This window comes from Streptomyces sp. NBC_01341 (genome assembly GCF_035946055.1).
Classification (GTDB): Bacteria; Actinomycetota; Actinomycetes; order Streptomycetales; family Streptomycetaceae; genus Streptomyces.
This window is the reverse complement of record NZ_CP108364.1, coordinates 1,543,109-1,569,557: the sequence shown is the minus strand read 5'-3', so window position 1 is coordinate 1,569,557 and position 26,449 is coordinate 1,543,109. Positions and strand designations below refer to the sequence as shown.

Sequence of the window (26,449 nt, the reverse complement as noted above, 5' to 3'; positions counted from 1 at the left end):
GCCGGTCACTTCCCCTCGTTGCGGTTGACCCGCAGGTAGAACACCGCGAAGACGGCGGAGATCAGGATCAGGATGTTGCCGACCACCGCACCGGCCCCGAAGTCCATCTGGACGAAGGAGTTCTGGTAGGTCAGCGTGCCGAGCGTCTGCGTGGAGTCGGCGGGACCGCCGTCGGTGAGGGCGAGCACCAGGTCGAGGATCTTGACCGTCGACATGAAGCCGAGCACGAGCACCACGGTGATGACGGGCTTGAGCATGGGCAGGGTGACCGAGCGGAACGTACGCCAGGCGGACGCGCCGTCGAGCGCGGCGGCCTCGCTCAGCTCCTTGGGAACCTCCTGGAGGCCGCCGTAGAGGATCACCATGTTGAACGGGATGCCGATCCAGATGTTGACGAGGATCACCGAGATCAGCGCCATGCTCGTGCTCGTCAGCCAGGGCGTGTCACCCGGCAGGCCGACGGTGTCCAGGAACGAGTTCAGGACACCGGTGTCCTGGTCGAAGATGCGCCGCCAGACGATGCCCGAGACGACCATGGGGACCAGCCACGGCAGCAGGATCAGCGAGCGGAGGATGCCGTTGAGCGGGAAGCGCCGGGTGAAGAAGACCGCGAGGGCGAGGCCGATGGTGAACTGGCCGAGGAGCGATCCGACGGTGAAGAGGATCGTCTGCCACAGGGCCTTGCCGAACAGTCCGTCGCTGAAGACGTTGTTCCAGTTGTCCAGTCCGTTGAACGGCGCCTCACCCGTGAAGAAGGTGGACGGCGAGTAGTCCTGGAAGCTCATCACGATGTTGCGGACGAGCGGGTAGCCGAAGAACAGAGCCATGAAGATCACGGCGGGGGCGATGAAACCCCACTGGGCGAGCGTCCTGCGCCGCTTGGTGCTCCGCGGGTTCACCGGCTTCCTGACCGCGGCGGCCGCGGGGGCCTTCGCGTCGGTCGGCAGCGGGGTGGCCGAGGCTGTGGTGGATGACATGGTTCGTGACCTCAGTTCCCGCTCGTGACCTGCTGCTGGGCGCGCTTCAGAGCGGCCTCGCTGGACTCGCCGGTGAGGGCGGACTGGAAGGCGCTCTGCAGGGCGAGCGACACGGACGACCACTGCGCACCGACCTTCGCCGTGCGGGACCGTGCCGTGGAGACCTGTCCGGCCAGCGCCGCCAGCTCGGGGGCCTTCGTGCGCCAGACCGCCGCCGCCTTGGTGTTGGCCGGGACCATCCAGCTGTTCAGGGCGTAGGTGATCTGCTCCTGCTCGCCCGCCATGCAGCCGATGATCTTGGCGGCGGTCTTCTCCCGTGCGCTGTCGCCGGTGTTCGGCACGGTGAGCACGCCACCGCCGAGCGGGCCCACGGAGTCGTCGCCCGCTTCGGGGACGGGTATCCCGGCGATGCCCCAGTTGAGCCCCTTCTTGGCGTTCAGGGTCTCGACCTGCCACGGGCCGTTGATCATCATGGCCGCGTTTCCGGCCATGAACTGGTCGTTCACGTCGGCCTGGGTCCAGTTGACCGTCGATTTGGAGAGCGAACCGTCCTTCAGCAGGCCCTTCCAGTAGTCGAGCGCACCGGCGACCTCGGGGCTGTCGAGCTTCGTCTCGTCACCGCCGTTGGACCACATGAACGGGGTGAACTGGAAGACGCCGTCCTCCGCGCCGCCCGCGCTGAGCGCCACGCCGTACCGCTTGCCGTGTGTCAGCTTCCTGGCGGTCGACTGCATCTCGGCCCAGGTCGTGGGCACCGGCAGGCCGGCCTTGTCGAGGGTGTCCTTGTTGTAGAAGAGCGCCAGGGTGTTCACGGTGCGCGCGGCCCCGTAGTACTTCCCCTCGAACGAACCGAAGTTGACGATCCCCTCGGGTATGTCCGTCGTGGTCAGCCCGACGTCCTTGAGCGGGATCAGCCCGCCGGCCTCGGCGAAGGTCGGCATCTCGGAGGCGTCCAGCTGCAGCACGTCCGGCAGCGACTTCGAGGACGCCATGCGGAGCGCCTTCGTCATCAGCTGCGCGGCCGGCACGCTCTCCTGCTCGATGGTGATCCCGAGCTCCTTGCTGCAGCGTTCGAGGGTGTCACCGTCCCAGCGGTGGTACGACTCGTCGGTCGACGAGTTCATGACGGTGTAGACGTTCTCGTCCCGCTGCTGGCCGCATCCCGACAGGACGGTGCCGGCGACGATCGCGGAGACGACGGTGAGGGGGACGACGATCCGCCTGGTGCGGCGGCTGCGGCGTCCGTTCCGCCCGTCCGGGGAAGGTTCTGTCACGGTGGTGCCCTTGCGGTGAGAGGGGGGCCGGGACCCATGGGAACGCTCCCACGGGATGCTCGTCAAGCCCCTGCACGGATCCGGCGGTGTCACGGCGGGGGAGCGGAGGGTGTCCGGCGGCAGGGCCGCCGGACACCGGATGTCAGCGGAGGCCGAGGAGGTGTTCCATGGCGAGTTGGTCGAGGGCTTCGAAGGCCATGGTGCGTTCGGCGACGGTGGTGGCGTCGAAGTCTTCGTAGGCGGTGCGGTCGGCGAGGAGGGCTTTGAGGCCGTCGTCGGCGGTGGGGCGGGCGAGTTCGTGCAGGCGGGAGGCGGTGAGGGCTTCCTGGACGGCGGGGTCGGCGCGGAAGGCGGTGGCGCGTTCCTTGAGGATGAGGTAGTTGCGCATGCAGTTCTTCGCGGATTCCCAGACGCCGTCGATGCCGTCGGTGCGTACGGGCTTGAAGTCGAAGTGGCGGGGGCCGGCGTAGTCGGAGGTTTCCAGGAGGTCGACGAGCCAGAAGGCCTGGCGCAGGTCGCCGGCGCCGAAGCGGAAGTCCTGGTCGTACTTGATGCCGGACTGTCCGTTGAGGTCGATGTGGAAGAGCTTGCCGGCCCACAGGGCCTGGGCGATGCCGTGGGGGAAGTTGAGTCCGGCCATCTGCTCGTGTCCGGTCTCGGGGTTCACGCCGACCATCTCGGGCCGTTCGAGGCGTTCGATGAAGGCGAGGGCGTGGCCGATGGTGGGCAGGAGGATGTCGCCGCGGGGCTCGTTGGGCTTGGGCTCGATGGCGAAGCGCAGGTCGTAGCCCTGTTCGGTGACGTAGTCGCCCAGGAGGTCGAAGGCTTCCTTCATGCGGTCCAGGGCGACGCGGATGTCCTTGGCGGCGCCGGACTCGGCGCCCTCGCGTCCGCCCCAGGCGACGTAGGTGGTGGCGCCGAGTTCGACGGCGAGGTCGATGTTGCGGATGACCTTGCGCAGGGCGAAGCGGCGGACGTCGCGGTCGTTGGAGGTGAAGCCGCCGTCCTTGAACACCGGGTGGGTGAACAGGTTGGTGGTGGCCATCGGGACCTTCAGCCCGGTGCGGTCCAGGGCGTCCTTGAACCGGCCGATCAGGCGGGCCCGCTCGCTCTCGGTGGACCCGAAGGGGATCAGGTCGTCGTCGTGGAAGGTGACTCCGTGCGCACCGAGCTCGGCCAGCCGCTCCACCGACTCGACCGGGTCCAGTGCGGGACGGGTCGGCTCACCGAACGGGTCGTTGCCACGCCAGCCCACGGTCCAGAGACCGAAGGTGAACCTGTCCGCAGGAGTGGGAGTGAAGCGGTCCGTCATTGCACAGCCTCTTGTCGACGTCAGGCCAGGGTGGCGGCAGGCACCGCCCCGACCAATTTGTTTGCTTGCAGTACTAATACGTCATCCCGCCGATGGTTTCTAGACCATTTCCGTGACGTATCGGTCACGTGGCGCCAACATGGCAGATCCATGGCTGCGGGCCCGCTGGATGCCTACTCGGGCATTCCGCCGCATTCCTCCGTCCGCCACCCCCGGCGGGTGCATTTGTTTTGTGTACGATCAAAATCGAGAAGCCCGCGCAGCCCCGCTCGCCGCAGGCGCCCCGGCCTCCCCCGCAGTCCCGCCCCTCCCGACCGGCTAAGGACCACCCCATGAAGTTCACCGACGGCTTCTGGCAGTTGCGCAGCGGTGTGCACGCCTCGTACGCCACCGAAGTCCGCGACGTCCGTCTCGATGCCGACCGCCTCGCCGCCTACGCCGCGGTGAAGCGGGTCGAGCGGCGCGGCGACACCTTGAACGCCCCGCTGATCACCGTGGACGCCCACTCCCCGGCCGAGGGTGTCATCGCCGTACGCCTGACCCACCACGCGGGCAAGCGCGGCAAGGGCCCCGACTTCGAGATGCCCGGCGCCGCAGCCCGGTCGGCCGCCACCACCCGCACGGAGGGCACCACCGCCGAGCTGACCAGCGGCCCGCTGACCCTGCGCCTCCCCACCGAGGGCGCCTTCGGCATGGAGTTCCTCGACGAGGCCGGCCGTGTCCTGACCTCGGCCGGCCGCAAGGGCAGCGCCTTCGCCACGGTCGACGGCGGCGGGCACCACATGGTCGCCCAACTCGCCCTGGGTGTCGGTGAGACGGTCCACGGTCTCGGCGAGCGCTTCACGCCGTACGTGAAGAACGGCCAGGTCGTCGACATGTGGCAGGCCGACGGCGGCACCAGCAGTGAACAGGCCTACAAGAACATCCCGTTCTACCTCTCCTCCCGCGGGTACGGCGTCTTCGTCAACCACCCCGGAAAGGTCTCCTTCGAGGTCGGCTCGGAGGCCGTGGGGCAGGTGCAGTTCAGTGTCGAGGACCAGACGCTGGAGTACTTCGTCATCGCCGGCCCCACGCCGAAGGACGTCCTGGCGCGCTGGACCGCACTCTCCGGCCGCCCCGCCCTGCCGCCGGCCTGGTCCTTCGGCCTCTGGCTGACCACGTCCTTCACCACCTCCTACGACGAGGCGACGGTCACCTCCTTCGTCGACGGGATGGCCGAGCGCGGTATCCCGCTCAGCGTGTTCCACTTCGACTGCTTCTGGATGCGCGAGTACCAGTGGTGCGACTTCGAATGGGATCCGGCCGTCTTCCCCGACCCGGAGGGCATGCTCGCGCGTCTCAAGGACAAGGGCCTCAAGATCTGCGTCTGGATCAACCCGTACATCGGGCAGAAGAGCGCCCTGTACGAAGAGGGCGTCCGCGAGGGGTACTTCGTGCTCACCCCCGAGGGCGACGTCTGGCAGTGGGACAAGTGGCAGGCCGGCATGGCCCTGGTCGACTTCACCAACCCCGAGGCCACCGCGTGGTTCCAGAGCAAGCTCAAGGGGCTGCTCGACCAGGGCGTCGACGGCTTCAAGACCGACTTCGGCGAGCGCATCCCCACCGACGTCGTGTGGCACGACGGCTCCGACCAGGAGCGCATGCACAACTACTACACGCACCTCTACAACAAGGCGGTCTTCGAGCTCCTGGAGAAGGAGCGCGGCCAGGGCGAGGCCGTCCTCTTCGCACGCTCGGCCGCCGCCGGCGGCCAGCAGTTCCCCGTCCACTGGGGCGGTGACTGCTGGTCCTCCTTCGAGGCCATGGCGGAGTCCCTGCGCGGCGGCCTCTCGCTGTCGCTGTCGGGCTTCGGCTTCTGGAGCCACGACATCGGCGGCTTCGAAGGCACCCCCGACCCGGCGGTCTTCAAGCGCTGGCTCGCCTTCGGCCTGCTCTCCTCGCACAGCCGGCTGCACGGCTCGTCGTCGTACCGGGTGCCGTGGGAGTTCGGCGACGAAGCGGTCGACGTGGCACGGCAGTTCACCCGGCTGAAGCACCGCCTGATGCCGTACCTCTACGGCGCCGCGGTCGAGACCCACCGCACGGGCGTCCCGACCATGCGACCCTTGCTGCTGGAGTTCCCCGACGACCCCACCGCGCGCGTGGCCGACCGGCAGTACCTGCTGGGCCCGGACCTCCTGGTCGCGCCGGTCTTCTCGCAGGACGGCACGGTCGAGTACTACGTCCCCGAGGGCACCTGGACCCACTTCCTCACCGGCGAGACCGTCACCGGACCCGCCTGGCGGCAGGAGACCCACGGCTTCGACAGCCTCCCCCTGCTCGTCCGTCAGGGTGCTGTGCTCGCTCTCGGCGCCGACGAGTCCCGCCCGGACGGGGACTGGCTGGAAGACCTCGAACTGCGGGTCTACGCCCCCGAAGGCACGGGCGACTTCACCCGCACGGTGACGGTCCCCGACCTCATGGGCGCGGTGGCCGCCACGTACGAGGTCGTCCACCAGGGCGGCGAGGTCAGGGTCACCACGGACACGGACCGGCCGTACACGGTCACCCTCGTCGGCTGACCCTCCCGGCAGGCCCCGCCCCGGGCAGGGCCTGCCGAAGCGGCGTCAGAGAGAGCCGCTGCCGAGGGCACGCACGAACGGTGTCCAGTGGTCCGGGGTGAACGCGTGCGGCCGGCGCTCCGCCGCCTCGAACATGCCGATGTACGAGCCCGAACAGAACACCCGCTCGCCGAGCTGCCCCTGCGACATCGAGGCCGCCTCCCGCAGTCGTCGCAGCTCGGAGCCGTAGAAGGCCCGTGCGTCGGTGTAGGGGTCGAGTTCTCTGGCATGCGGCATGACCCGGGCCGTAGTGGACGGACGCCCGACCAGGGGCGGGATACGAATGCGCGCCACCCTTTCGGGGCGAGTCGCCCCGGGCGGGGCCGGGAGGAATGCGATCGTGTCCCGGCGGGTTGGCACCACCGGCACCACACGAACCACGAGCAGGCGTACAGAGCGGAAGAAGTAGTCATGGGCGAGCTGATCCTGATCCGGCACGGCGAGACCGAGTGGTCCCGGTCCGGGCAGCACACGAGCTACACCGACCTGCCCCTGACGGAGCTCGGCGAGCGCCAGGCCCGTGCGCTCGTGCCCCTGCTGGAGGGGCGGCAGATCGGGCTCACCCTGGTCAGCCCGTACCTTCGGGCCCGACGCACCGCCGAGCTCGCGGGGCTCACGTCCCCCAGGGAAATGCCTGACCTGCACGAATGGGAGTACGGAGCCTACGAGGGTGTCACCACGGTCGAGATCCGCCGCACCCGCCCGGACTGGGACCTCTGGAGGGACGGGGTCGCCCTCGGTTCCGTCGAGGACCACCCGGGTGAGTCGCCCGCCGAGGTCGGGGCCCGCGCCGACCGTGTCCTGGCCGAAGTCCGCGCGGCGTGGTCCCGGATCGGGGACGACGACATCGCGCTCGTCGCCCACTCCCACTTCCTGCGCGTTCTCACGGCCCGCTACCTGAAACTGCCCGTCACCGGGGGCGAGCTCTTCCAGCTCGCCACGGGCGCCGTCTCCCGTCTGGGCACGGAGCACAACAAGCCGGTCATCAAGTCCCTGAACATGTCACTGCCCGAGCGGCTGGTCAAGGCGATCGACTGACGCGGAGCCACAGCACGGGCTGGATGGCCGTGCACGGCGGGACGACGCACGAACGGCCGGCACCTCGCCCCCGAGGTGCCGGCCGGTTCCGTGGGGCGTGCCGTGGATCAGGCCGCCTTCCTGAGTGAGGTGAGGTGGGCGAACACGACGACGTTGGCCGAGTAGCCGTTCTTCTTGTCGAAGCGTCCGCCGCAGGTCAGAAGCCTGAGCTCCGGACGCCCTGTCGGCCCGTACACCTGCTCGTCAGGGAACTTGTCCTTCGTGTAGGTCTTCACCTTGTCGACGGTGAAGACCGCGGTCCGCCGGTCCGCCCGGGTGACCTTCACGGTGTCGCCGCGGCGCAGGACGTTGAGATTGAGGAAGATCGCGGGACCCGTCGCCGTGTCGCGGTGGCCGACGAGCAGTGCCGTTCCCGCCTCCCCGGGTGACGGTCCCTTGCGGAACCACCCCACCAGCTTGGGCCTGGTCAGGGGCGGTGCGCCGAGCCGGCCCCTGGAGTCCAGTGCCAGGCCGGTGACCGGAGCCTCGATGAAGATCGCCGGAATGGCGACCTTCAGTGGACGGGAATGCACCAGCGGGGCGTGCGAGGCGGGCACCTTCTCCGGGGGCTTGTGCGGCGCCCTCCGGAAGGGCGGCGCCCCGCCGCCCGCGGCGTCGCTGCCGCGGGCGGCGGTGACCGACGAGGCGTCCTCGGGCGAGTCGGAAACCGCCCACACGACGCCGGTCACCAGCGAGAAGGTCACACTCAGGGTCATCGTGAGCCGGCATGCGCGGCTCGGACCCCGTCGTCGCCGTCGGCCGCGCGTGTTATGCCTCGTTGCGGGCACGACGCCGGGCGGATCGACGGACCATGATCAGACCCGCGACTCCTGCGGCTCCGGCCACGAGCGCAGCCGAGGTCCCGATGTTCGAGTCGCTCTCGGAGCTGACACTCGTCATGTCCGGGACACCGCCGCCGCCCGCGGGGACCGCGCCGGACGGCTTGTCGTAGATCTCCGCGGCACCCTTGCTGCTGCTCTTGTCGGCCTGCGCGCCGGTCTCGGACGAACCCCGGCCCTCGCCGCCCTCGGCGCGGCCGCCGCCCTGGCCACCCTGGCCGCCCTCCCGCTCGGGCCGGGAGCAGTCGACCTCGAAGCTCTTCTGCTTCAGCGGCGCGCCGGCCACCAGCCACGTGAGCTTGTACGTGCCCTCGGGCAGGAGGTACTCCTGGCTGCGAGCCTTGCCGTCGATGAGCGGCAGCGACGCCGTGAGCGTGTCGCCCGGGGGGACGGTCGGGGGCTGCTCGGTGATCGTCCAGGTGACGAACGGCAGCGCGTCGAAGTTGTTGGCCACGAGTGCGAACTTGCAGACCTCGACGCCGTCGCGGTCGCCGCGGGAGTGCCAGCTGACCGAGCGGATGTCGATGTCGCCGCTCTCGCCGACGGCGAACGCGGCGGGAGCACCGGCCAGAGTGGCGACACCCGCTACCGCGACGGCGGCAGCGGCCTTGATGCCCGTGCGGGCGGTGCGGGAGCGGGCGGAGGCGGAATTACGCATGCTAGACCCCTTCGAGCCGAGATGATTGTCGTACTGATCACCTGATCGCTTAAGGGATGACACGGATCATCGGCAGAGTGTGTCGGGACACCGTGAAAGCGCCCAAAGTTACCCTGACTAGCTCAAAGGGGAGCGGCGTGGATGTCGGATCGTGGCGCGGAGAAGGGCAGGCGGGCCACTCCGGGCCCGTAGACGTGCCCGGCGGTCAGCCGGGCACCCGAGGTGTCCTGCCGATGCCGGCGGCGCCCGCACGCGGCCACCGGCGCCACGGCCGCGAGGGCGCCGACAGTGATCGCCGTCCCTGCCGCACGCCCGAGCACGACTCCGCGGAGGTCCCGCCGGACGCGGCACCGGCCCGGCGCGAACGGCATCCGCACGGCATCCGCGGGGACACGCGGAGCACGGCACGACCGGGGGCGGCCACCCCTGCGTGCGGGTGGCCGCCCCCGGCCGGGTGAATCGATCGGACGGGCGGACCGTCAGGAGATCAGCTCGATCTCCGCCAGCGTGGCAGCGGTGTCGCTGACCAGCCGGTACTGCGTGTACGTCCCCGGCGCGTGCACCGAGAACACCCGGGTCTGCTTGTCCCAGGCGAACGTCTGGCCGGACCGCTTGTCGAGGTCCTTCCAGGACTTCCCGTCCGCCGACCCCTGCAGCACCCAGCCCGTCGGGGCCTTCGCGGCGGTGGCCGAAGTCAGGGTGTACTGCACGGCGTTCGTGCCCGTCGTGACCGGCAGGTCCGCCGTCTCGACCGTGGCCGAGGTGGCGGAGGAGTTGTCGTACAGAGCGCCGTCGCCCTTGAGCACGTCGCCCCTGGGCGCGGGCACCTTGTCGTCCTTGGTGATGGAGACCGGGGCCGCGTCCTTGCCCGTGCCCCACGCCGACGGCTTGGAGCCCATGTCGAAGTCCAGCACGCCGCCCTTGGCCAGCAGGTCGTGCGGCAGCGAAGTGGAGGTCCACTTCTTGCCGTTGACCTTCAGGCCCTGGACGTAGATGTTCGTCGAGCTGTTCTTCGGCGCCCTGACGACGAGGTCGCGGCCGTTCTCCAGGTGCACGGTCGTCTTCGTGAAGAGCGGCGAGCCGATCGCGTACTCACCACTGCCCATGACCAGCGGGTAGAAGCCGAGCGAGGAGAAGAGGAACCAGGCCGACTGCTCGCCGTTGTCCTCGTCGCCGTGGTAGCCCTGACCGATCTCGCTGCCGGTGTAGAGCCGGCCGAGGACCTCGCGGACCTTCTCCTGGGTCTTCCAGGGCTGCGAGGCGGCGTCGTACATGTACGTGGCGTGGTGCGCGACCTGGTTGCTGTGGCCGTACTGGCCCATGCGGACGTCGCGTGCCTCGGTCATCTCGTGGATGACGCCGCCGTAGGAGCCGACGAACTCGGGTCCGGCGGTCTCCGGGGTGGAGAAGTACGTGTCCAGCTTCTTGGCGAGACCCTCACGGCCGCCGTAGAGGTTGGCCAGGCCCTTGCTGTCCTGCGGCGCGGTGAAGGCGTAGCCCCAGCCGTTGGTCTCCGTGTAGTCGTAGCCCCAGACACGGGGGTCGTACTGGTCGGAGGGCAGGCGCCAGTCGCCGTTCGCCTTCTTGCCCTGGAAGAAGCCGGCCTTGTCGTCGAAGAGCTTGACGTAGTTCCGGGCGCGGTTGAGGAAGTACTCGGACTCCTCCTTGTAGCGCTCCTTCTTCGTCTTCTTGTAGAGCGCCTGGCCCATCTGCGCGATGCCGTAGTCGTTGAGGTAGCCCTCCAGCGACCACGACAGGCCCTCGTGCGTCGAGGTGTTGGCGTATCCGGTGAAGACCGAGGTGTCCATGCCCTTGCGGCCGACGCCCGAGGACGGCGGGGTCACCGTGGCGTTCTTGACCGCCGCGTCGTACGCCGCCTCGGCGTCGAAGTCGACGCCCTTGACGTACGCGTCGGCGAAGGCCACGTCCGAACTGGTCCCGGTCATCAGGTCGGAGTAACCGGGCGAGGACCAGCGGGAGATCCAGCCGCCGTCCTTGTACTGCTGGACGAAGCCGTCGACCATCCTGCCGGCCTGCTTCGGCGACAGGAAGGAGTAAGCCGGCCAGGTCGTCCGGTAGGTGTCCCAGAAGCCGTTGTTGACGTACACCTCACCCTTGACGATCTTCGCACCGGTGTGGGTGGGGGTGTCGGCCCCGGTCTGCGGCGAGAACGGGCTCGCATAGGTGGAGACCCCGTCGACCTGCTCGAAGCCCGAGTTCGGGTAGAGGAAGAGCCGGTACAGGCTGGAGTAGAGGGTGGTCAGCTGGTCGGCGTTCGCACCCTCGACCTCGACCTTGCCGAGGATCTTGTCCCAGGCCTTCTGCGCGTTCTTGCGCACCTTGTCGAAGGAGGTCTTCTCCGGAAGCTCCGTGGCGAGGTTCTTCTTCGCCTGGTCGACGCTGATCAGCGAGGTGGCCAGGCGAAGACCGACCTTGTGGTCCTTACCCGCGTCGAAGCGGAAGAAGCCGGTGACGTCGTCACCGCCGCCGCCCTTCAGCTTGCCGCTGTCGGTGACCGGCGCGTCGAAGGAACCGTATACGAAGAGCCGGGTCGCCCCGGTGGAGCCGCCGCTCTTCACGTCGGAGTAACCGGTGAACGAACCGGTCTCCGGGTCGAGGGTGAGACCGCCGTCGTTGGAGATGTTGTCGAAGACGAGGCTCGCGTCGTCACCGGGATAGGTGAACTGCATGCGCGCCGCGTGGTCGGTGGGCGTCATCTCGGCCTTGAGGCCGTTCTCGAACGTCACGCCGTAGTAGTGCGGCGTCGCGGTCTCGTTCTCGTGGCGGAACGGCAGCGCGCGGGCCGTGCGGGAGGCGTCAGGGGTGCCCGCGGCCGCGGACGGCATCATCTGGAAGGTCTGGCGGTCGCCCATCCAGGGGCTCGGCTCGTGACTGGCGCTGAAAGCCTGCAGGGTGGGCAGGTTGTCGGCATTGTTGCCGCGCGCGTAGTCGTAGAGCCAGCTCGTGGTGCCGGCGTTCGTGACCGGCGTCCAGAAGTTGAAGCCGTGCGGGACCGCGGTCGCGGGGAAGTTGTTGCCGCGCGAGAAGCCACCGCTGGAGTTGGTGCCGCGCACCGTCGAGGCGTAGTCCGAGAGGTGCGCCTTGCGCTTCTCCGGGGCCTTCGGGGCGAGCGCGATGTCGTCGATCCAGCCCTGGAACTTCGACGGGCCCTTGGGGGAGTCGTACGCAACCAGGATCCGGTCGACCGTCTTGCCGGCGGCCACCGTGCCGATGCGCGAGGCGACCTTGTTCCACTGGTTGACGTACAGCCGCTTGGCGTCGGCCTGGCCCTGCGGGGTGAGGAACCCGCCGTGGGAGTCGGTTGCCTTCAGCTCGCTGAGGTACGTGCCGTCGGTGAACGCGAGGTCCACGGCCACGTGCGTGGCGGGGTAGTCGAGGTCCGTCTCGGTCATCTGCGGATAGACCAGGTAGGACAGCTGGGTGTCCTTGGTGACCGCCGTGTCGACGTCGAAGACCTTGTTGTACGAGTACGCGCGGCCGTCCGGCTTGTGCGTACCGGCGTACCGCAGGGCCTTCTTGCCGGTGAAGCCCGCGCCCTGCTTGGCGGTGGGGGAGCCCGAGGGCCCGCGGTCGGCCTGGCTGCGCATCTCGGCGGGGGCGGGCGTCGTCGTGTCCCCGTCGGAGAACTGGACGTCGGAGAGCTGGATCGCGTCCGACGCACCGTTGTTCTTCGTGAACTCCAGCCGGAAGTGCTGGTAGGCGGTGCCCGTGGTGAAGTCGTACGACTTGGTCTGGTGGCGCTCGGAGAACGTCTCACCGGTGCGCGTGTCCAGGTCGGTCCAGGTCTTTCCGTCGGCGGAGCCCTTGAGGGTCCAGTCCTTCGGGTCCCGCTCGGCGTGGTCGTTCGCCGAGGTCAGGGCGTAGGTGACGACCTTGGTGGGCTCGGAGAGGTCGAACTCGACCCAGCCGGTCGTCGCGAAGGCCAGCCATTTGCTGCCCGGTTCCACGTCGACCAGGTTCTCCTTGACCTCACCGGAACCGGCGTTCTCGCCGCTCGCCCGCAGATCCGTGACCCGGTCGGTGACATTGCCCGGTATTCCGGCGGTGAATCCACCGTCGACACCCGATGCCCGCTTCTTGCCGTCCGCGCTCTCTTCGACCGTGTTGCGCCAGTCCGGCTGCTTCTCGTCGGTTTCGAAGGAAGAGCTGAACGTCGTTTCGCGGGACGGTTTATGGGCGGCGGCGGACGACTGTGCGAAGGCCGTCGTGGGCGCTGCGAGAGCCAGCACGAGAGAGGCCGCGAGGACCGCGGCCGAGTGGCTTTGTCTGTGGCGCGAGCCTTGCTGGGGACCACGTAGGGGCTGCATACGGAGCCATTCCTCCCGGGGACATGCTTGGACAACGTTGTCATCATGCAATACGTGTTCCAGTAGGGAGCCAAGTGACCGCATGTGTCAAGGGTGTTGCGCGGGGTCGCCCTGGTGATTCGACCGTATTGCGAGAAACGGTGCATCCGTGCGAGGGCGCACGGTGCCGAAGCGTCCGCGAGGTCTCAACTCGGGAAAGATGGCCGCTCAACCATGCATTCGATCTTGCTCAGTTGGCGGCAAGTGGACTATACCTGTCGGCGTCTGCACAGCCGCTTCACAACGGCGCGCGGACGCGGGGGAGGGTGCACGTCCGCGGGGTGCGAGAAGCGACCTGCTATACGGTTCCCGGAACTCCTCCACTGCATAGTCACGACGAAATGTGCACGACCCAAGCGCAACTGACCGCGGTGGCGGGACCCTTCGCCTGAGGCGAATTCACCATGGGTGACCGGTACACCGCCTGAGTCCTGTAGAAGGCGAGGACTTGAGCATGGGATCCATCTCAGGCCGCACGAATGAGGGCCTTGGCCGTCGCGATCTGATCAAGCGTTCTGCCGCACTCGGCCTGATCGCTGTTCCGACGATGAGCTTCCTGTCGGCTTGCGCGAGTAGCGACAGCGGAGGTGACGACAAGGTCGAAAAGGGCACCAAGAGCGCCAAGAACCCGCTCGGAGTCAACGAGACCGCCGCCCTCGAGGTCGTCATCTTCAACGGCGGCTTCGGTGAGCAGTACGCCATCGACGCCGAGAAGAAGTACAACGCGGCCTTCCCCAAGGCTCCGAAGGTCAAGCACGCCGCGACCGAGAAGATCCAGTCGACGCTGCAGCCGCGCTTCAACGGCGGTACCCCGCCGGACCTCATCGACAACTCGGGCGCCGAGCAGATGGACATGGGTGTCCTCGTCGGCAAGAAGCAGCTGCTCGACCTCACGCCGCTCATGGACGCCCCGTCCTACGACGACCCGGCCAAGAAGGTCCGCGACACGCTCCGCCCCGGTGTCCTGGAGATGGGCCAGTTCGACGGCGACCCCGTCTGGATCATGTACTACGCGTACACGGTCTACGGCGTCTGGTACTCCCAGACCAACCTCGAGAAGCTCGACGCGACGTACCCGGAGAACTGGGACGACATGCTCGCGCTCTGCGAGAAGGCGAAGAAGAAGGGCATCGCCGGCTGGACCTACCCCGGCAAGTACCCGTACTACCTGCCCTTCTCCCTGTACCCCTTCATCGGCAAGATCGGCGGCCGCGAGGTCCTCGACAAGATCGACAACCTCGAGCCGAACGCCTGGAAGGACCCGGCCGTCAAGGCCGCGTTCGAGGCGTACTACGAGCTCTACAAGAAGGGCTACATCCTCAAGGGCACACCCGGCCTGACCCACATCCAGTCGCAGACCGAGTGGACCAAGGGCAAGGCGCTCTTCATCCCGAACGGCTCGTGGGTGGAGAACGAGGCCGCCCCGACCACGCCGGACGACTTCAAGATGATGGTCGGCGCGCCGTCCAGCCTCGACTCGTCCGACAAGCTGCCCTTCGGCACCATCTGGGCGTCCGGCGGCGAGCCCTTCGTCGTCCCGGCCAAGGCGAAGAACCCCGAGGGGGCGATGGAGCAGCTGCGCATCATGCTCAGCGAGGACTCCTCGAAGAACTTCACCAAGTCGGTGAAGTCCCTCAGCGCCTTCAACGGCGGCACCGACGGGCTGACGCTCTCCACCGCCATGCAGTCCGGTGTCGACGTCCTCAAGACGGCCGGCGACAACGTGGTGAACCCGCGTCTGCAGGACTGGTACGTGAAGCTGCAGAAGGAGCAGATCGGTATCGCCGGAATCGGCGAGATGATGGCGGGCCGCGCGACCCCGGCGGAGACCATCAAGAAGATCCAGGCCTTCGCGGACGCGGCAGCCAAGGACCAGTCCATCAAGCACTACAAGCACCAGTGAGCAACCGTCACCAGCGGCGGCACCCGCTCGGAAATCGGGGTCGGTAAACGATGCAGCACGGCAAGTACCGGTTCATCGCGGGATTCCTCGTGGTCCCGCTGGCGTTGTACGCCATCTTCGTCATCTGGCCCTTCGCCCAGTCCATCTACTACTCGTTCACGGACTGGACCGGACTCAGCCCGGACTTCCGGATGGTCGGCTTCGACAACTACAGTCGGATGCTCGGCGACGACATCTTCTGGAAGTCCCTGCAGCACAGCGTGCTGCTCGCCCTGCTGCTGCCGCTGGTGACGCTGGGCCTCGCGCTCTTCTTCGCCTTCATGCTCAATGTCGGCGGCCGTCGGCGCAAAAGCGCCGCGGTCGCCGGGGTGCGCGGCTCCTCCTTCTACAAGATCGCTTACTTCTTCCCCCAGGTCCTGTCGATCGTGATCGTGGCCCTGCTGTTCCAGTTCGCGTTCAACCCGTCGTCCGGAATGCTGAACGAGGCACTCAAGGCCGTCGGTCTCAAGAGCCTGCAGCCGGACTGGCTCGGCGATCCCGACCTCGCGCTCTACTGCGTGATGGTCGTGCTGATCTGGTCGACGGTCGGATTCTTCGTCGTCCTCTTCTCCGCCGGCATGGCGTCCATCCCGAAGGACTTCTACGAGGCGGCGCTGCTCGACGGCGCCAGCCGCATCACGACGTTCTTCAAGATCACGCTCCCGCTGCTCTGGGACACCGTGCAGTCGGGCTGGGTCTACATGGGCATCCTGGCGCTCGGTGTCGAGGCATTCACCGCCGTACAGGTCATGACGGTCGGCCCGGGAGGCCCGGACTACTCCACCACCGTCCTGCCGCTGTACGTCTACCAGACGGCCTTCAGGGACGCCCAGGCCGGTTACGCGACGACGATCGGCGTCGGTCTGCTCATCGTCACCATGCTCTTCGCGGGCATCGTGATGCGGCTGGGCCGGCGCGAGCGGCTGGAGTTCTGATGCCGGGCCCCTCGCGGTACGGCGACCGGACGACCGGTGGCACGCAGAACAGTTCGGTCCCGGTGGCCGGCTCGACAGTTGTACGAGGTGAGCACGCATGAAGGTCACTGAGACCCCTCCCGCCGTCCCGGCCCAGCGCTCGCCGGTGACGAAGACCGGCGCGCCGGCCGGCGAGACGGCGAAGAGCAGCGAGGGCAAGGTCCTCAACGTCTTCTCGCACGGAGTGCTGATCATCTGGGCGGTTCTCGTCGTCATGCCGCTGCTCTGGGCGGTGATGGCGTCCTTCAAGACGGACGACTCGATCCTGTCGACGCCCTGGTCGCTGCCGGACAGGCTCCACTTCGAGAACTGGTCGCGCGCCTGGAACCAGGCGCACATGAGCGACTACTTCCTCAACACCATCATGGTGGTGGGCGGTTCCCTCATCGGCACCCTGCTGCTCGGCTCGATGGCGGCGTACGTGCTGGCGCGGTTCGACTTCCCGGGGAACCGGTTCATCTACTTCCTCTTCATCGGGGGGATGAGCTTCCCGATCATCCTGGCGCTGGTCCCGCTGTTCTTCGTCATGAACAACATGGGCCTGCTGAACTCGGTGCACGGGCTGATCCTGGTCTACATCGCCTACTCGCTCCCGTTCACCGTCTTCTTCCTCACCTCGTTCTTCCGGACCCTGCCGACGTCGATCGCGGAAGCGGCCATGCTCGACGGGGCCTCGCACAGCCGCACCTTCTTCCAGGTGATGCTGCCGATGGCCAAGCCCGGCCTGATCAGCGTCGGCATCTTCAACTTCCTCGGGCAGTGGAACCAGTACATGCTGCCGACGGTGCTGAACACGGACCCGGACGGCAAGGTGCTCTCCCAGGGGCTGGTCGAACTGGCCACGAGCCAGGGGTACAAGGGCGACTGGTCCGGCCTCTTCGCCGGCCTGGTCATGGCGATGCTGCCGGTGCTCCTGGCCTACATCGTCTTCCAGCGGCAGGTCGTCGCGGGTCTGACGGCGGGGGCGCTGAAGTAGGACACCGCGGGACGGTCCCGCCGCACACGATCGCCAGGAGGGCCGCGTCCCGCGAGGGGTGCGGCCCTCCTGGCGTAGGAGCGGGTGGACCTGCCGGGGATGCGGGTGCGAGGGTGCGGTCTGATCCGGAATCCGGTCAACCATGCGCCTCCCAGGTTCACTTCCGGAACTTCAAACATGGTGCGCGTACTGGTTCGGCACCGATCCGGATGCGGGACCGTCACAAGATCTGGTCCGTACCAGGCATACCCGTCGGACCCGCCCGAACAGGACTTGAACGGTCGCCGGGGGTGGATGAGGGTGGACGACGGGTCACCTCGGTGGCTTCAACAAGCGCTTACTGAGCGGCTGTTGGTACGGGGGCCAAGGGGGGCGCCGCGTGATCGGCGGGCGGCGGATCTTCATCCGGCGCGGGGCCGACGCGCGCGGCACCGGCGTGCGCCGGAACACGGACTCTCTCCTTCCAGCGCTCCCGGACGTCTTCCTCCGGTCCCGTGAAAGGGGAGTTCATGGCTGACGAGATGGTGCTTCGCGCCCAGAGATTCATCAACACCACGTACGGCAACGGCGCGACCCTCGGCATGTCGAAGCTCGACGAGAACGGCCAGACCAGCTGGACCGTGATGTACGCCCTGACCCGGGCTCTGCAGTACGAGATGGGCATCGGTTCGCTGTCCAACAACTTCGGCGACGGCACCCTCGCCGCGATCGCCTCGAAGTACGGCAAACTGGACGCGAGCACGGTCCCCTCCGCGAACTTCTGCCGGATCCTCCAGTCCGCCCTGTACTGCAAGGGGTACGACGGCGGTGACATCGACGGCACGTACAACTCCCGCGTCCAGGACGCCGTGGCGAAGCTGCACCAGAACATGGGGGTGGACGTCACCTACCCGGGCGGCGCCCTCTGGCCCAAGACCGTCAAGGGCCTGTTCAACATGGACGCCTACGTCACGGTCAACTCCGGTTCCGACACCATCCGCTCCATCCAGCAGTGGCTGAACGGGCGTTACGTCCTGCGCAAGGACTTCTACATCATCCCGTGCGACGGCCACCACTCGCGTGACGTCGCGAAGTCGATGCTGTACGCCATCCAGTACGAGCTCGGCATGGCCGACGGCACGGCGAACGGGGTCTTCGGTCCGGGCACGCAGACGGGACTGAAGAGCCACACGCTGTCCACCGGCAGCTCGGGGGTGTGGGTCCAGCTCTTCACCGCCGGCATGGTGCTCAACAAGCGCCCCGTGGCCTTCTCGTCCTCGTTCACCTCCTCGCTGGCGTCCGCCGTCAGCACCTTCCAGTCGTTCATGCACCTCGCGGACAACGGCACGGCCGACTTCCGCACCTGGTCCTCGCTGCTGGTGTCCTACGGCGACCAGACGCGGCAGGGCGAGGCGTGCGACGGCGTCACGAAGATCACCCCCGCCCGCGCGCAGGCGCTGAAGAGCGCGGGCTACAAGTACATCGGCCGCTACCTGTACAACCCGTCCACGACCGACCTGCCCGAGAAGGAGATCCAGCCGGGCGAGCTCGCCACGATCAAGGAGTACGGGCTGCGCTGCTACCCCATCTACCAGACCTGGGCCCGTTCGGTGGACTACTACAGCCCGGCCCAGGGCGTCACGGACTGCGCGAACGCCGCGTACAAGGCCGAGGAGCACGGCTTCAAGCCCGGCAGCCGGATCTACTTCGCGGTGGACTACGACGCGGTCGACGACGAGGTCACCTCGCACATCCTCCCGTACTTCAAGAGCGTGGCGGCCCAGATGAGCCGGATGGGCAATCCGTACAAGATCGGTGTCTACGGTCCGCGCAACGCGTGTTCCCGCATCTCCGACGCCGGCTACGCGGGGACCAGCTTCGTCTCCAACATGTCCTCCGGCTTCTCCGGGAACCTCGGCTACGCGATGCCGGAGAACTGGGCGTTCGACCAGATCGTCACCAAGTCGATCGGGTCCGGCGACGGGCACATCGAGATCGACAACAACATCGCCTCCGGGCGTGACACGGGGCAGGGCGACTTCGACGCGCCTCCGGCCCAGAAGCTCGACATCGGGTTCGACCTCTCCTACTGGGAGGCCCTCGCCGACGAAGCCACCGAATACATGAAGTCCATCGGCAGAGGCGAACAGTCGAACAACATCTACACGCGCAGGCAGTGCCTGGAGACGATCATGTCGCTCGACGACGTCATCACCTCCACCGCCCGTCGCTACCGGATGCGCAAAGCCCTCATCCAGACCACCGCCTTCTGGGAGTTCTGCCACTACGGGCAGGAGGACCTCATCAAGGACGGCGGCGTCGGGTTCTACTACACCGGTACCGTCCCCGACTGGGCCCAGAACCTCCCCGGTGTCTCCAAGGTGCAGGACAGCAGCACCGGCGTCGGCCAGATCCAGGGCCGCATCGGCATCCTGGCGTGGAACAACTCCATCAACGCGGGCCTCGCCGACGGCACGATCCTCGACCCGGCCGACGTCCGCCCGAGCCCGGACGCGGACCGGTACAAGATGTGGATCAAGCTTCTGGAGGACAACGCCTACAACGTCCGGACCGTCGCCCACATCCACATCTGGGGCGCCGACGGCAAGCAGGGCGACGCGACGGAGACGCCCCAGCGCCGTCCCGCTCTCGACTACACGCAGACCGAGATCTACGAGGTGCTCCGCCGCTACCAGGGCCCGGTGGAACCCGCGTTCAGCGACGCGACACTGCGGATGCCCCTCTACGCGATCTTCGAGAAGTACAACAGCGCCGTCCGGGGAGCCTGACGTTCCGTGTTCGCAGCTTCCGACCCCTACCAGGGGCACAGTTTCACGGCACTTCTGACGATCCTGATCGCGGGAGCGGCGGCCCTGTGCGGCATCGCCGCACACCTGGGCTCCCGGTTCGCGAGGCAGGGGCGCCCGGCCCGTACCCCGGCGTCCACATGGCGTGACGCCACGCTGCTGGCGTCGGCCGGGGCCCTCGCCCTGTATCTGTGGGGCTGTCTGCACCTGCTCCTGCTCGACCGGCAGGAGCGCGGCACACGCTGCGCGTACGTCGACGGCGAGCTGCAGAGGCCGGGCGCCGAGGCGACCACCGGAGACTTCATCCCGCTGCGGCTCGTGTGCCGCATGCCCGACGGCTCCAGCCACACCGCCGTCGTCCCCGAGTACATCAACCCGACCATCGCCGTACTGCTGCTGCTCGCTCTGGCGGCGGGGACTGTCTCCCTGCTGCTCCACCGCAAGCGGCAGGCGACACAAAGGAAGGCAGGCCGATCGTGATCCGTACCGAGATGTCCCGCAGACACGCACTCACCGTGGCGGCCGGAGTCACCGCCGCGACCCTCGCCTCGGGCGGCGTCCTCGCAACCCCGGCCGCTGCCGCCCAGACCGTGACCGGCGCGCCGCCTCTCCGGAACGACCGGCTGAAGAAGGCGCTGAGCGATTTCGAGGACCGCCGCCGACGGCTCCTGACCGGCCGCCCGTCCGGCAACGGCTGGGAGATGCAGAAGGCCGTCGACGCGGAGGGCGAGATCGTCACGCACTCCGTGGCGGGCACGGGGCTGAAGGTCTCCCTGCGCGAGGGCGACGCCGCGACGCTCCTGCTGCACGTCGTCCGCCGGTTCCACTACGAGATCGACGCGATGGGCCTCCCGGGGGAGCCGACGCCGATCCAGGGCTGGGTGGCCCCCGGGAAGGTGAGGGACACCGCCCGGCCGCGCTCCAACCAGGCGTCGGGCACGGCGGTGGTGATCAGGCCCGGCTCCTACCCGCCCGGCGTGCGGGGCGGCCTGACCACCGCGCAACAGCTCGTGCTCCGGGACGTCATCGCCGACACCGAGGGTCTCGTCCGCTGGGGCGGCGACGACCGGCCGGCCGACGAGGGCCTGTTCTACCTCGCTGCCGGGCCGGACGACAAGAACCTGCCGAAGGTCGCCGCGAAGCTTCGGACATGGCGGGAGACCCCCGGCCGGGGAGCCGGAGTCATCATGGACGTGGCGGAGCCCTCGCGGCGCCGTCGCGCCGAGCGCTACCGGTAGGTCCCGGCGCGCCTGCGGTCCGGTAGGCGCCGGACCCGGCCGTAGCGGCGCCCGTGCGGGGCGGACGTCCACGCGTCCGTCCCGCACAGTTGCGTGCGATCCCGGGATCGTGCGCGAAGCGGATGTGGAGCCGGGTCGGTGGAGTTCCGGTCCGCAGTCCCGTAAGTGGCCTGCCGAACAGTGCGGTTGGGGCGTCCGCATGTCCGCGTGCGGGGCGTCGGCCGTTCACGGCGTGAACTTCCGCCGCCGGCCGACGGCTTGTGCGGGCGCCCGCCGCGAGCCGCCGACGGCCGTGCGGGGAAACGCCTTTGGGCGGCGAGGGCCGGAAACCGGTGGAGGCGCGGGGCGGCCGAGTGGGGTGCTGACCCCGTAAATCACGGCTGCGGGCGACGAATCGCCGGTCGCGCGCGTGCCCGCCAGGGGGGCCGGCGACCTCGTCCTGACGCCCGTCGAAGGCGACGGCGGGCCGCGGGAGCGACGTGCTCGTCAGAGGCCTCCACTGCTCAGGTCTTGACGGGGGGCACCCCAAAACGCTCAGCTTAGGGTTCACATGTTAGAGAAAACGGCAGGAGTGAGTGAGTCGATGGAGACTCCGGGGTCGCAGACATCTCTGCATCGGGCCAATCTTGAGCGGGTCGTGCGTGCCGTAAGAATGGCGGGGTCCCTGACCCAGGCCGAGATCGCCAGAAGCACCGGCCTCTCCGCGGCCACTGTCTCCAACATCGTGCGCGAACTCAAGGACGGCGGCACGGTCGAGGTGACGCCCACCTCGGCGGGCGGGCGCCGTGCCCGCAGTGTCTCCCTCAGTGGGGATGCCGGCATCGTCATAGGGGTTGATTTCGGGCACACCCACCTCCGTGTCGCCATCGGGAACCTCGCCCACCAGGTGCTGGCCGAGGAATCCGAGCCGCTGGACGTCGACGCCTCGTCCGCCCAGGGCTTCGGCCGGGCGGAACAGCTGGTCAACCGCCTGGTCGAGACCACGGGGATCAGTCCCGAGAAGGTGATCGGCGTGGGACTCGGCGTGCCGGGACCCATCGACGTCGAATCCGGAACCCTGGGCTCCACCTCGATCCTGCCGGGCTGGACGGGCATCAATCCCAGTCAGGAGCTCGCCGGCCGCCTCGGGGTCCCGGTGTACGTGGACAACGACGCCAATCTCGGGGCGCTCGGCGAACTCGTCTGGGGCAGCGGCCGCGGGGTCAGGGATCTGGCGTACATCAAGGTCGCGAGCGGTGTGGGCGCCGGTCTGGTGATCGACGGGCACATCTACCGGGGCCCGGGCGGCACGGCCGGCGAGATAGGGCACATCACGCTCGACGAATCGGGCCCCGTCTGCCGCTGTGGCAACCGCGGCTGCCTGGAGACCTTCACGGCCGCCCGGTACGTCCTGCCCCTGCTCATGCCGAGCCACGGTCCCGATCTCACGATGGACCGGGTGGTGCAGCTGGCCCGTGAGGGCGATCCGGGCTGCCGCAGGGTCATCGGGGACGTGGGGCGGCACATCGGCAGCGGGGTGGCCAACCTGTGCAACCTGCTCAACCCGAGTCGCGTGGTGCTCGGCGGATCCCTCGCGGAGGCAGGGGAGTTGGTGCTGGGTCCCATCCGCGACTCGGTCTCGCGCTATGCCATCCCCAGCGCCGCCCGGCAGCTCTCCGTGCTCCCCGGCGCGCTCGGAGCGCGGGCCGAGGTGCTGGGCGCGCTCGCCCTCGCGCTCAGCGAAATGGGCGATTCGACCCTTTTGGAGAGCACCCTTCCCGCAGCGACTCCCGCCTTCACTTAGATAACGAATGGCACCGTTGTCATCTCGTTAAGTATTTACTCCTTGACGCTGGCGGCGCGGCCGAGTTGACTTCCAGCCACCTCGGCCGCAACGTCGCGGCCTCGTCAGGGAGGTTCGAAATGAACACGCGTATGCGTCGTGCCGCCGTTGCCGTTGCCGCCACCACCATGGCTGTCTCGCTCGCTGCTTGCGGTAGTGCGAAGGAGTCCGGCGACAAGGCCTCCACGGACTCGGGCAAGAAGGGCGACGCGATCAAGATCGGTCTGCTCCTTCCCGAGAACGTCACCGCTCGCTACGAGAAGTTCGACAAGCCGATCATCGAGAAGAAGGTCAGCGAGCTGACCGGCGGCAAGGCGGAGGTCGTCTACGCCAACGCCAAGCAGGACGCCACACTGCAGGCGCAGCAGGTCGACACAATGATCACGAACAAGGTCGACGCGCTCATCGTCGACGCCGTCGACGCCAAGGCCATCGAGAACAGCGTGAAGAAGGCCAAGGACGAGGGCATCCCCGTCGTCGCCTTCGACCGCCTCGCCGAGGGCCCGATCGACGCCTACACCTCCTTCGACAACGAAGAGGTCGGCCGCGCGCAGGGCAAGGCCCTCCTGGAGGCCCTGGGCGACGCCGCCAAGCCCACCATCGTCATGATGAACGGTGCGATCACCGACCCGAACGCCGCGCTCTTCAAGAAGGGCGCCAAGTCGGTGCTCGACGGCAAGGTGACCTACGGCAAGGAGTACGACACCAAGGAGTGGAAGCCGGAGAACGCCAACTCCAACATGGAGGGCGCGATCACGGCCCTGGGCAAGGACAAGATCGCCGGCGTCTACTCCGCCAACGACGGCATGGCGGGCGGCATCATCCAGGCCCTCAAGTCGGCCGGCCTCTCCAAGCTCCCGCCGGTCACCGGCCAGGACGCCGAACTCGCCGGTGTGCAGCGCATCGTCACCGGTGAGCAGTTCATGAGCGTCTACAAGTCCTACCCGCAGGAGGGCATCGTCGCCGCCGAGATGGCCGTCGCGCTCGCCAAGGGTGAGAAGCTCGACTCCATCGCCACGTCCAAGATCGACAATGCCGGCACCAAGGGCATTCCGACCGTTCTCGTCCCGGTCATCTCGCTGACCAAGGAGAACATCAAGGACACCGTCATCAAGGACGGCATCTGGACGCTCGACGAGATCTGCTCGGCCAAGTACAAGGACGCCTGCGCCGCAGCGGGCCTGAAGTAGGCCCCCTCCGCCCGGCAAGGCCCTCCGGGGCCGGGCCGGGCGGTCCCGAAGCCTGTCCGGCGCCCGGCCCACCAACTGTCCCGCTACCGGGCCGGGCGTCGGACGGAACGCTTCCGATTCTTTTCTCACTCTTCTGCTCAACCACCGCGCCTCCCCCCAGAGGCGCGGTATCCCCGCCGGGTCAGGCGGCGAAGGAGATGGTTCACGTGTCCGCTACGCCCGTGTTGGCGTTGCGAGGGGTCTCCAAGCGATTCGGTGCCGTCCAGGCGCTCACCGACGTAGAGCTTGAGGTCCACGCCGGTGAGGTGGTCGCCCTGGTGGGTGACAACGGCGCCGGTAAATCAACGCTGGTCAAGACGATCGCAGGTGTCCACCCCATCGATGACGGAGTCATCGAGTGGGACGGCCGTCCGGTCCAGATATCCAAGCCGCACGATGCCCAGAACCTGGGGATCGCGACCGTCTACCAGGACCTCGCGCTCTGCGACAACATCGACGTCGTCGGCAACCTCTACCTCGGCAGGGAGCTCCGCAAGTTCGGGATCCTCGACGAGGTCGAGATGGAGCGCCGCTCGCGCGAGCTCCTGAGCACGCTGTCGATCCGCATCCCCAGCGTCCGCATTCCGATCGCGTCCCTGTCCGGCGGTCAGCGCCAGACGGTCGCCATCGCGCGTTCGATGCTGGGCGAGCCCAAGCTCGTCATCCTCGACGAGCCCACCGCCGCACTCGGCGTCGAGCAGACCGCACAGGTCCTCGACCTCGTCGAGCGGCTGCGCGAGCGCGGTCACGCGGTCATCCTCATCAGCCACAACATGGCCGATGTGAAGGCCGTCGCCGACAAGGTCGCCGTGCTCCGGCTCGGCCGGAACAACGGGGTCTTCGACGTGAAGACGACCTCGCAGGAAGAGATCATCTCCGCCATCACGGGCGCCACGGAGAACGCCGTGACCCGTCGTGCGGCGCGCAACGCGGAGGCCCAGAAGTGACAACCGACAAGACGTCCACGGCAGTGGTCAACCCGGAGGCGGCCAAGGGCGCCGACACCGTGGTCGACCCCCGGCTGCTCGTCCGCGAGCAGGGCCTCGCCGGATACCTCACCGAGTTCAAGCGCAAGATGCGCGGTGGTGACCTCGGCTCGATCCCCGTGGTCATCGGCCTGCTCATCATCTGCGTCGTCTTCCAGAGCCTGAACTCCGAGTTCCTCTCCGCGAAGAACGTCAGCGACATCGCCGTGACGATGGTGGCCACCGGCATGATGGCCGTCGGCATCATCTTCGTGCTGCTGCTCGGCGAGATCGACCTCTCGGTCGGCTCGGTCAGTGGTGTCGCCGGAGCGGTCGTGGCCGTGCTCAGCGTCACCCACGGGGTGAACGAGTGGCTCGCCGTCCTCATCGCGATCGCCAGCGGCGCTCTCATCGGCGCGATCCACGGCTTCTTCTTCGCACGGATCGGCGCCCCCGCCTTCGCCGTCACCCTCGCCGGTCTGCTGTTCTGGCTGGGCTTCATGCTCCAGCTGCTCGGTGACACCGGCACCATCAACCTGGACAGCGACGGCGTCATCGGCAAGCTGACCACGTACTACTTCGCGGACGTCGCCGCCGCCTACGGCCTCGCGGCCGTCGCGGTCATCGGCTACTTCCTCTCCGCCTTCCTGGACACCCGCCGCCGTGAGGCGGCCGGCGTCCCGTCGCGGCCGGTCGTCGACATCGTGGTGCGCACCGTCATCCTGGCGCTGTTCTCCTTCGGCGCCGCGTTCATGTTCAACCAGTACCGCGGTCTCCCGCTGGCCCTGGTCCTCTTCCTCGTCGTCCTGGTCGGCACGGACTTCGTCCTGCGCCGCACCGCCTACGGCCGGAAGATCTTCGCGCTCGGCGGCAGCGTCGAGGCGTCCCGCCGTGCGGGCATCAACGTCACCGCGATCCGGATCTCGGTCTTCGCCATCGCCGGCACCTTCGCGGCGATCGGCGGCCTGTTCTGGGCCTCCAAGATCGCGGCGGCCAACCAGGGCTCCGGCGGCGGCGACCTCCTGATGAACGTCATCGCGGCGGCCGTCATCGGCGGCACCAGCCTCTTCGGTGGCCGTGGCCGCACCTGGAACGCCCTGCTCGGCGTCATGGTGATCGTCTCGATCCAGTACGGCCTCGCCCTCGAGGGCATCGCCACGCCGATCAACTACATGATCACCGGCGCTGTTCTTCTCATCACGGTCGTCATCGACTCCATCACCCGCAAGACGCAGAAGACCGCAGGCCGCGCCTGACCTTCGCACCTGCGGACATGTGCCCGGCATCCTCCGCGATGCCGGGCACACGCGTGTCCGGCGCGCCCCGGCGCGGCAGGGCGGAATGCGCCGCCCGATGACCGTGCCCGCCGGCGGAACATTAGACTCATCGGATCGACACGCTCGACCAGCTCTT

General features: G+C 68.1%; 19 protein-coding genes. 12 read left to right on the top strand and 7 right to left on the bottom strand.

The genetic code is table 11. The features are described 5' to 3' along the window. Positions 1 to 5: 5 nt before the first annotated feature. The 3 genes from OG206_RS06955 to xylA form a co-directional block, all read right to left on the bottom strand. Entirely contained in the window at positions 6 to 977 is a 972-nt protein-coding gene (locus OG206_RS06955) for a carbohydrate ABC transporter permease (protein WP_327113335.1), read from the bottom strand. A gap of 11 nt (positions 978 to 988) precedes the next feature. Next, the gene (locus tag OG206_RS06950) at positions 989 to 2,251 is read right to left on the bottom strand and encodes an ABC transporter substrate-binding protein (protein WP_327113333.1); all 1,263 of its coding nucleotides are present in this window, start codon (positions 2,249 to 2,251) and stop codon (positions 989 to 991) included. A 142-nt stretch (positions 2,252 to 2,393) separates the two neighbouring features. Continuing rightward, positions 2,394 to 3,563: a xylose isomerase gene (gene xylA, locus OG206_RS06945; RefSeq protein ID WP_327113331.1), complete on the bottom strand. Its 1,170-nt coding sequence runs from the start codon at positions 3,561 to 3,563 to the stop codon at positions 2,394 to 2,396. Between the two features lie 332 nt (positions 3,564 to 3,895). On the opposite strand from xylA, the gene yicI reads away from it, so the two are divergent. Beyond that, positions 3,896 to 6,124 carry an alpha-xylosidase gene (gene yicI / locus OG206_RS06940; RefSeq protein WP_327113329.1) on the top strand — a complete coding sequence of 743 codons (2,229 nt, stop codon included), beginning with the start codon at positions 3,896 to 3,898 and terminating at the stop codon, positions 6,122 to 6,124. Positions 6,125 to 6,169: 45 nt separating this feature from the next. Here yicI and OG206_RS06935 read toward each other — a convergent pair whose 3' ends face one another. Beyond that, positions 6,170 to 6,400: a helix-turn-helix domain-containing protein gene (locus OG206_RS06935; protein ID WP_327113327.1), complete on the bottom strand. Its 231-nt coding sequence runs from the start codon at positions 6,398 to 6,400 to the stop codon at positions 6,170 to 6,172. 174 nt (positions 6,401 to 6,574) lie between these two features. On the opposite strand from OG206_RS06935, the gene OG206_RS06930 reads away from it, so the two are divergent. Next, complete coding sequence (locus OG206_RS06930; protein WP_327113325.1) at positions 6,575 to 7,201, top strand: histidine phosphatase family protein; 627 nt, start codon at positions 6,575 to 6,577, stop codon at positions 7,199 to 7,201. Between the two features lie 107 nt (positions 7,202 to 7,308). Here the strand turns inward: OG206_RS06930 and OG206_RS06925 are convergent, their stop codons facing one another. The 3 genes from OG206_RS06925 to OG206_RS06915 form a co-directional block, all read right to left on the bottom strand. Beyond that, positions 7,309 to 7,956 (bottom strand): class F sortase, encoded by a 648-nt coding sequence (locus tag OG206_RS06925; RefSeq protein WP_327113323.1) that lies wholly within the window; start codon positions 7,954 to 7,956, stop codon positions 7,309 to 7,311. Between the two features lie 52 nt (positions 7,957 to 8,008). Continuing rightward, positions 8,009 to 8,737: a hypothetical protein gene (locus OG206_RS06920; protein WP_327113321.1), complete on the bottom strand. Its 729-nt coding sequence runs from the start codon at positions 8,735 to 8,737 to the stop codon at positions 8,009 to 8,011. A 479-nt stretch (positions 8,738 to 9,216) separates the two neighbouring features. Further along, positions 9,217 to 13,065 (bottom strand): GH92 family glycosyl hydrolase, encoded by a 3,849-nt coding sequence (locus OG206_RS06915; protein ID WP_327113318.1) that lies wholly within the window; start codon positions 13,063 to 13,065, stop codon positions 9,217 to 9,219. Between the two features lie 493 nt (positions 13,066 to 13,558). Between OG206_RS06915 and ngcE the strand changes: the two genes are divergently transcribed. From ngcE to OG206_RS06865, 10 genes are all read left to right on the top strand, one after another. Next, positions 13,559 to 15,007 (top strand): N-acetylglucosamine/diacetylchitobiose ABC transporter substrate-binding protein, encoded by a 1,449-nt coding sequence (gene ngcE, locus OG206_RS06910; protein ID WP_327113316.1) that lies wholly within the window; start codon positions 13,559 to 13,561, stop codon positions 15,005 to 15,007. A gap of 50 nt (positions 15,008 to 15,057) precedes the next feature. Beyond that, positions 15,058 to 15,981, top strand: a complete 924-nt coding sequence (locus OG206_RS06905; protein WP_327113314.1) for a carbohydrate ABC transporter permease — start codon at positions 15,058 to 15,060, stop codon at positions 15,979 to 15,981. 97 nt (positions 15,982 to 16,078) lie between these two features. Continuing rightward, complete coding sequence (locus tag OG206_RS06900) at positions 16,079 to 16,996, top strand: carbohydrate ABC transporter permease (RefSeq protein ID WP_327113312.1); 918 nt, start codon at positions 16,079 to 16,081, stop codon at positions 16,994 to 16,996. Between the two features lie 509 nt (positions 16,997 to 17,505). Further along, entirely contained in the window at positions 17,506 to 19,764 is a 2,259-nt protein-coding gene (locus OG206_RS06895) for a glycoside hydrolase domain-containing protein (protein ID WP_327113310.1), read from the top strand. 6 nt (positions 19,765 to 19,770) lie between these two features. Then, positions 19,771 to 20,262 carry a hypothetical protein gene (locus OG206_RS06890; RefSeq protein WP_327113308.1) on the top strand — a complete coding sequence of 164 codons (492 nt, stop codon included), beginning with the start codon at positions 19,771 to 19,773 and terminating at the stop codon, positions 20,260 to 20,262. Continuing rightward, positions 20,259 to 21,020, top strand: a complete 762-nt coding sequence (locus OG206_RS06885) for a hypothetical protein (protein WP_327113306.1) — start codon at positions 20,259 to 20,261, stop codon at positions 21,018 to 21,020. The genes OG206_RS06890 and OG206_RS06885 overlap by 4 nt, the downstream gene beginning before the upstream one ends. A gap of 583 nt (positions 21,021 to 21,603) precedes the next feature. Beyond that, positions 21,604 to 22,803 (top strand): ROK family transcriptional regulator, encoded by a 1,200-nt coding sequence (locus OG206_RS06880; RefSeq protein ID WP_327113304.1) that lies wholly within the window; start codon positions 21,604 to 21,606, stop codon positions 22,801 to 22,803. 119 nt (positions 22,804 to 22,922) lie between these two features. Further along, positions 22,923 to 24,032 carry a sugar ABC transporter substrate-binding protein gene (locus OG206_RS06875; protein ID WP_327113302.1) on the top strand — a complete coding sequence of 370 codons (1,110 nt, stop codon included), beginning with the start codon at positions 22,923 to 22,925 and terminating at the stop codon, positions 24,030 to 24,032. Between the two features lie 197 nt (positions 24,033 to 24,229). Beyond that, on the top strand, positions 24,230 to 25,018 hold the full coding sequence (locus OG206_RS06870; protein WP_124275349.1) for an ATP-binding cassette domain-containing protein: 789 nt from the start codon (positions 24,230 to 24,232) through the stop codon (positions 25,016 to 25,018). Then, entirely contained in the window at positions 25,015 to 26,292 is a 1,278-nt protein-coding gene (locus OG206_RS06865; RefSeq protein ID WP_327113299.1) for a sugar ABC transporter permease, read from the top strand. The genes OG206_RS06870 and OG206_RS06865 overlap by 4 nt, the downstream gene beginning before the upstream one ends. Positions 26,293 to 26,449 lie beyond the last annotated feature (157 nt).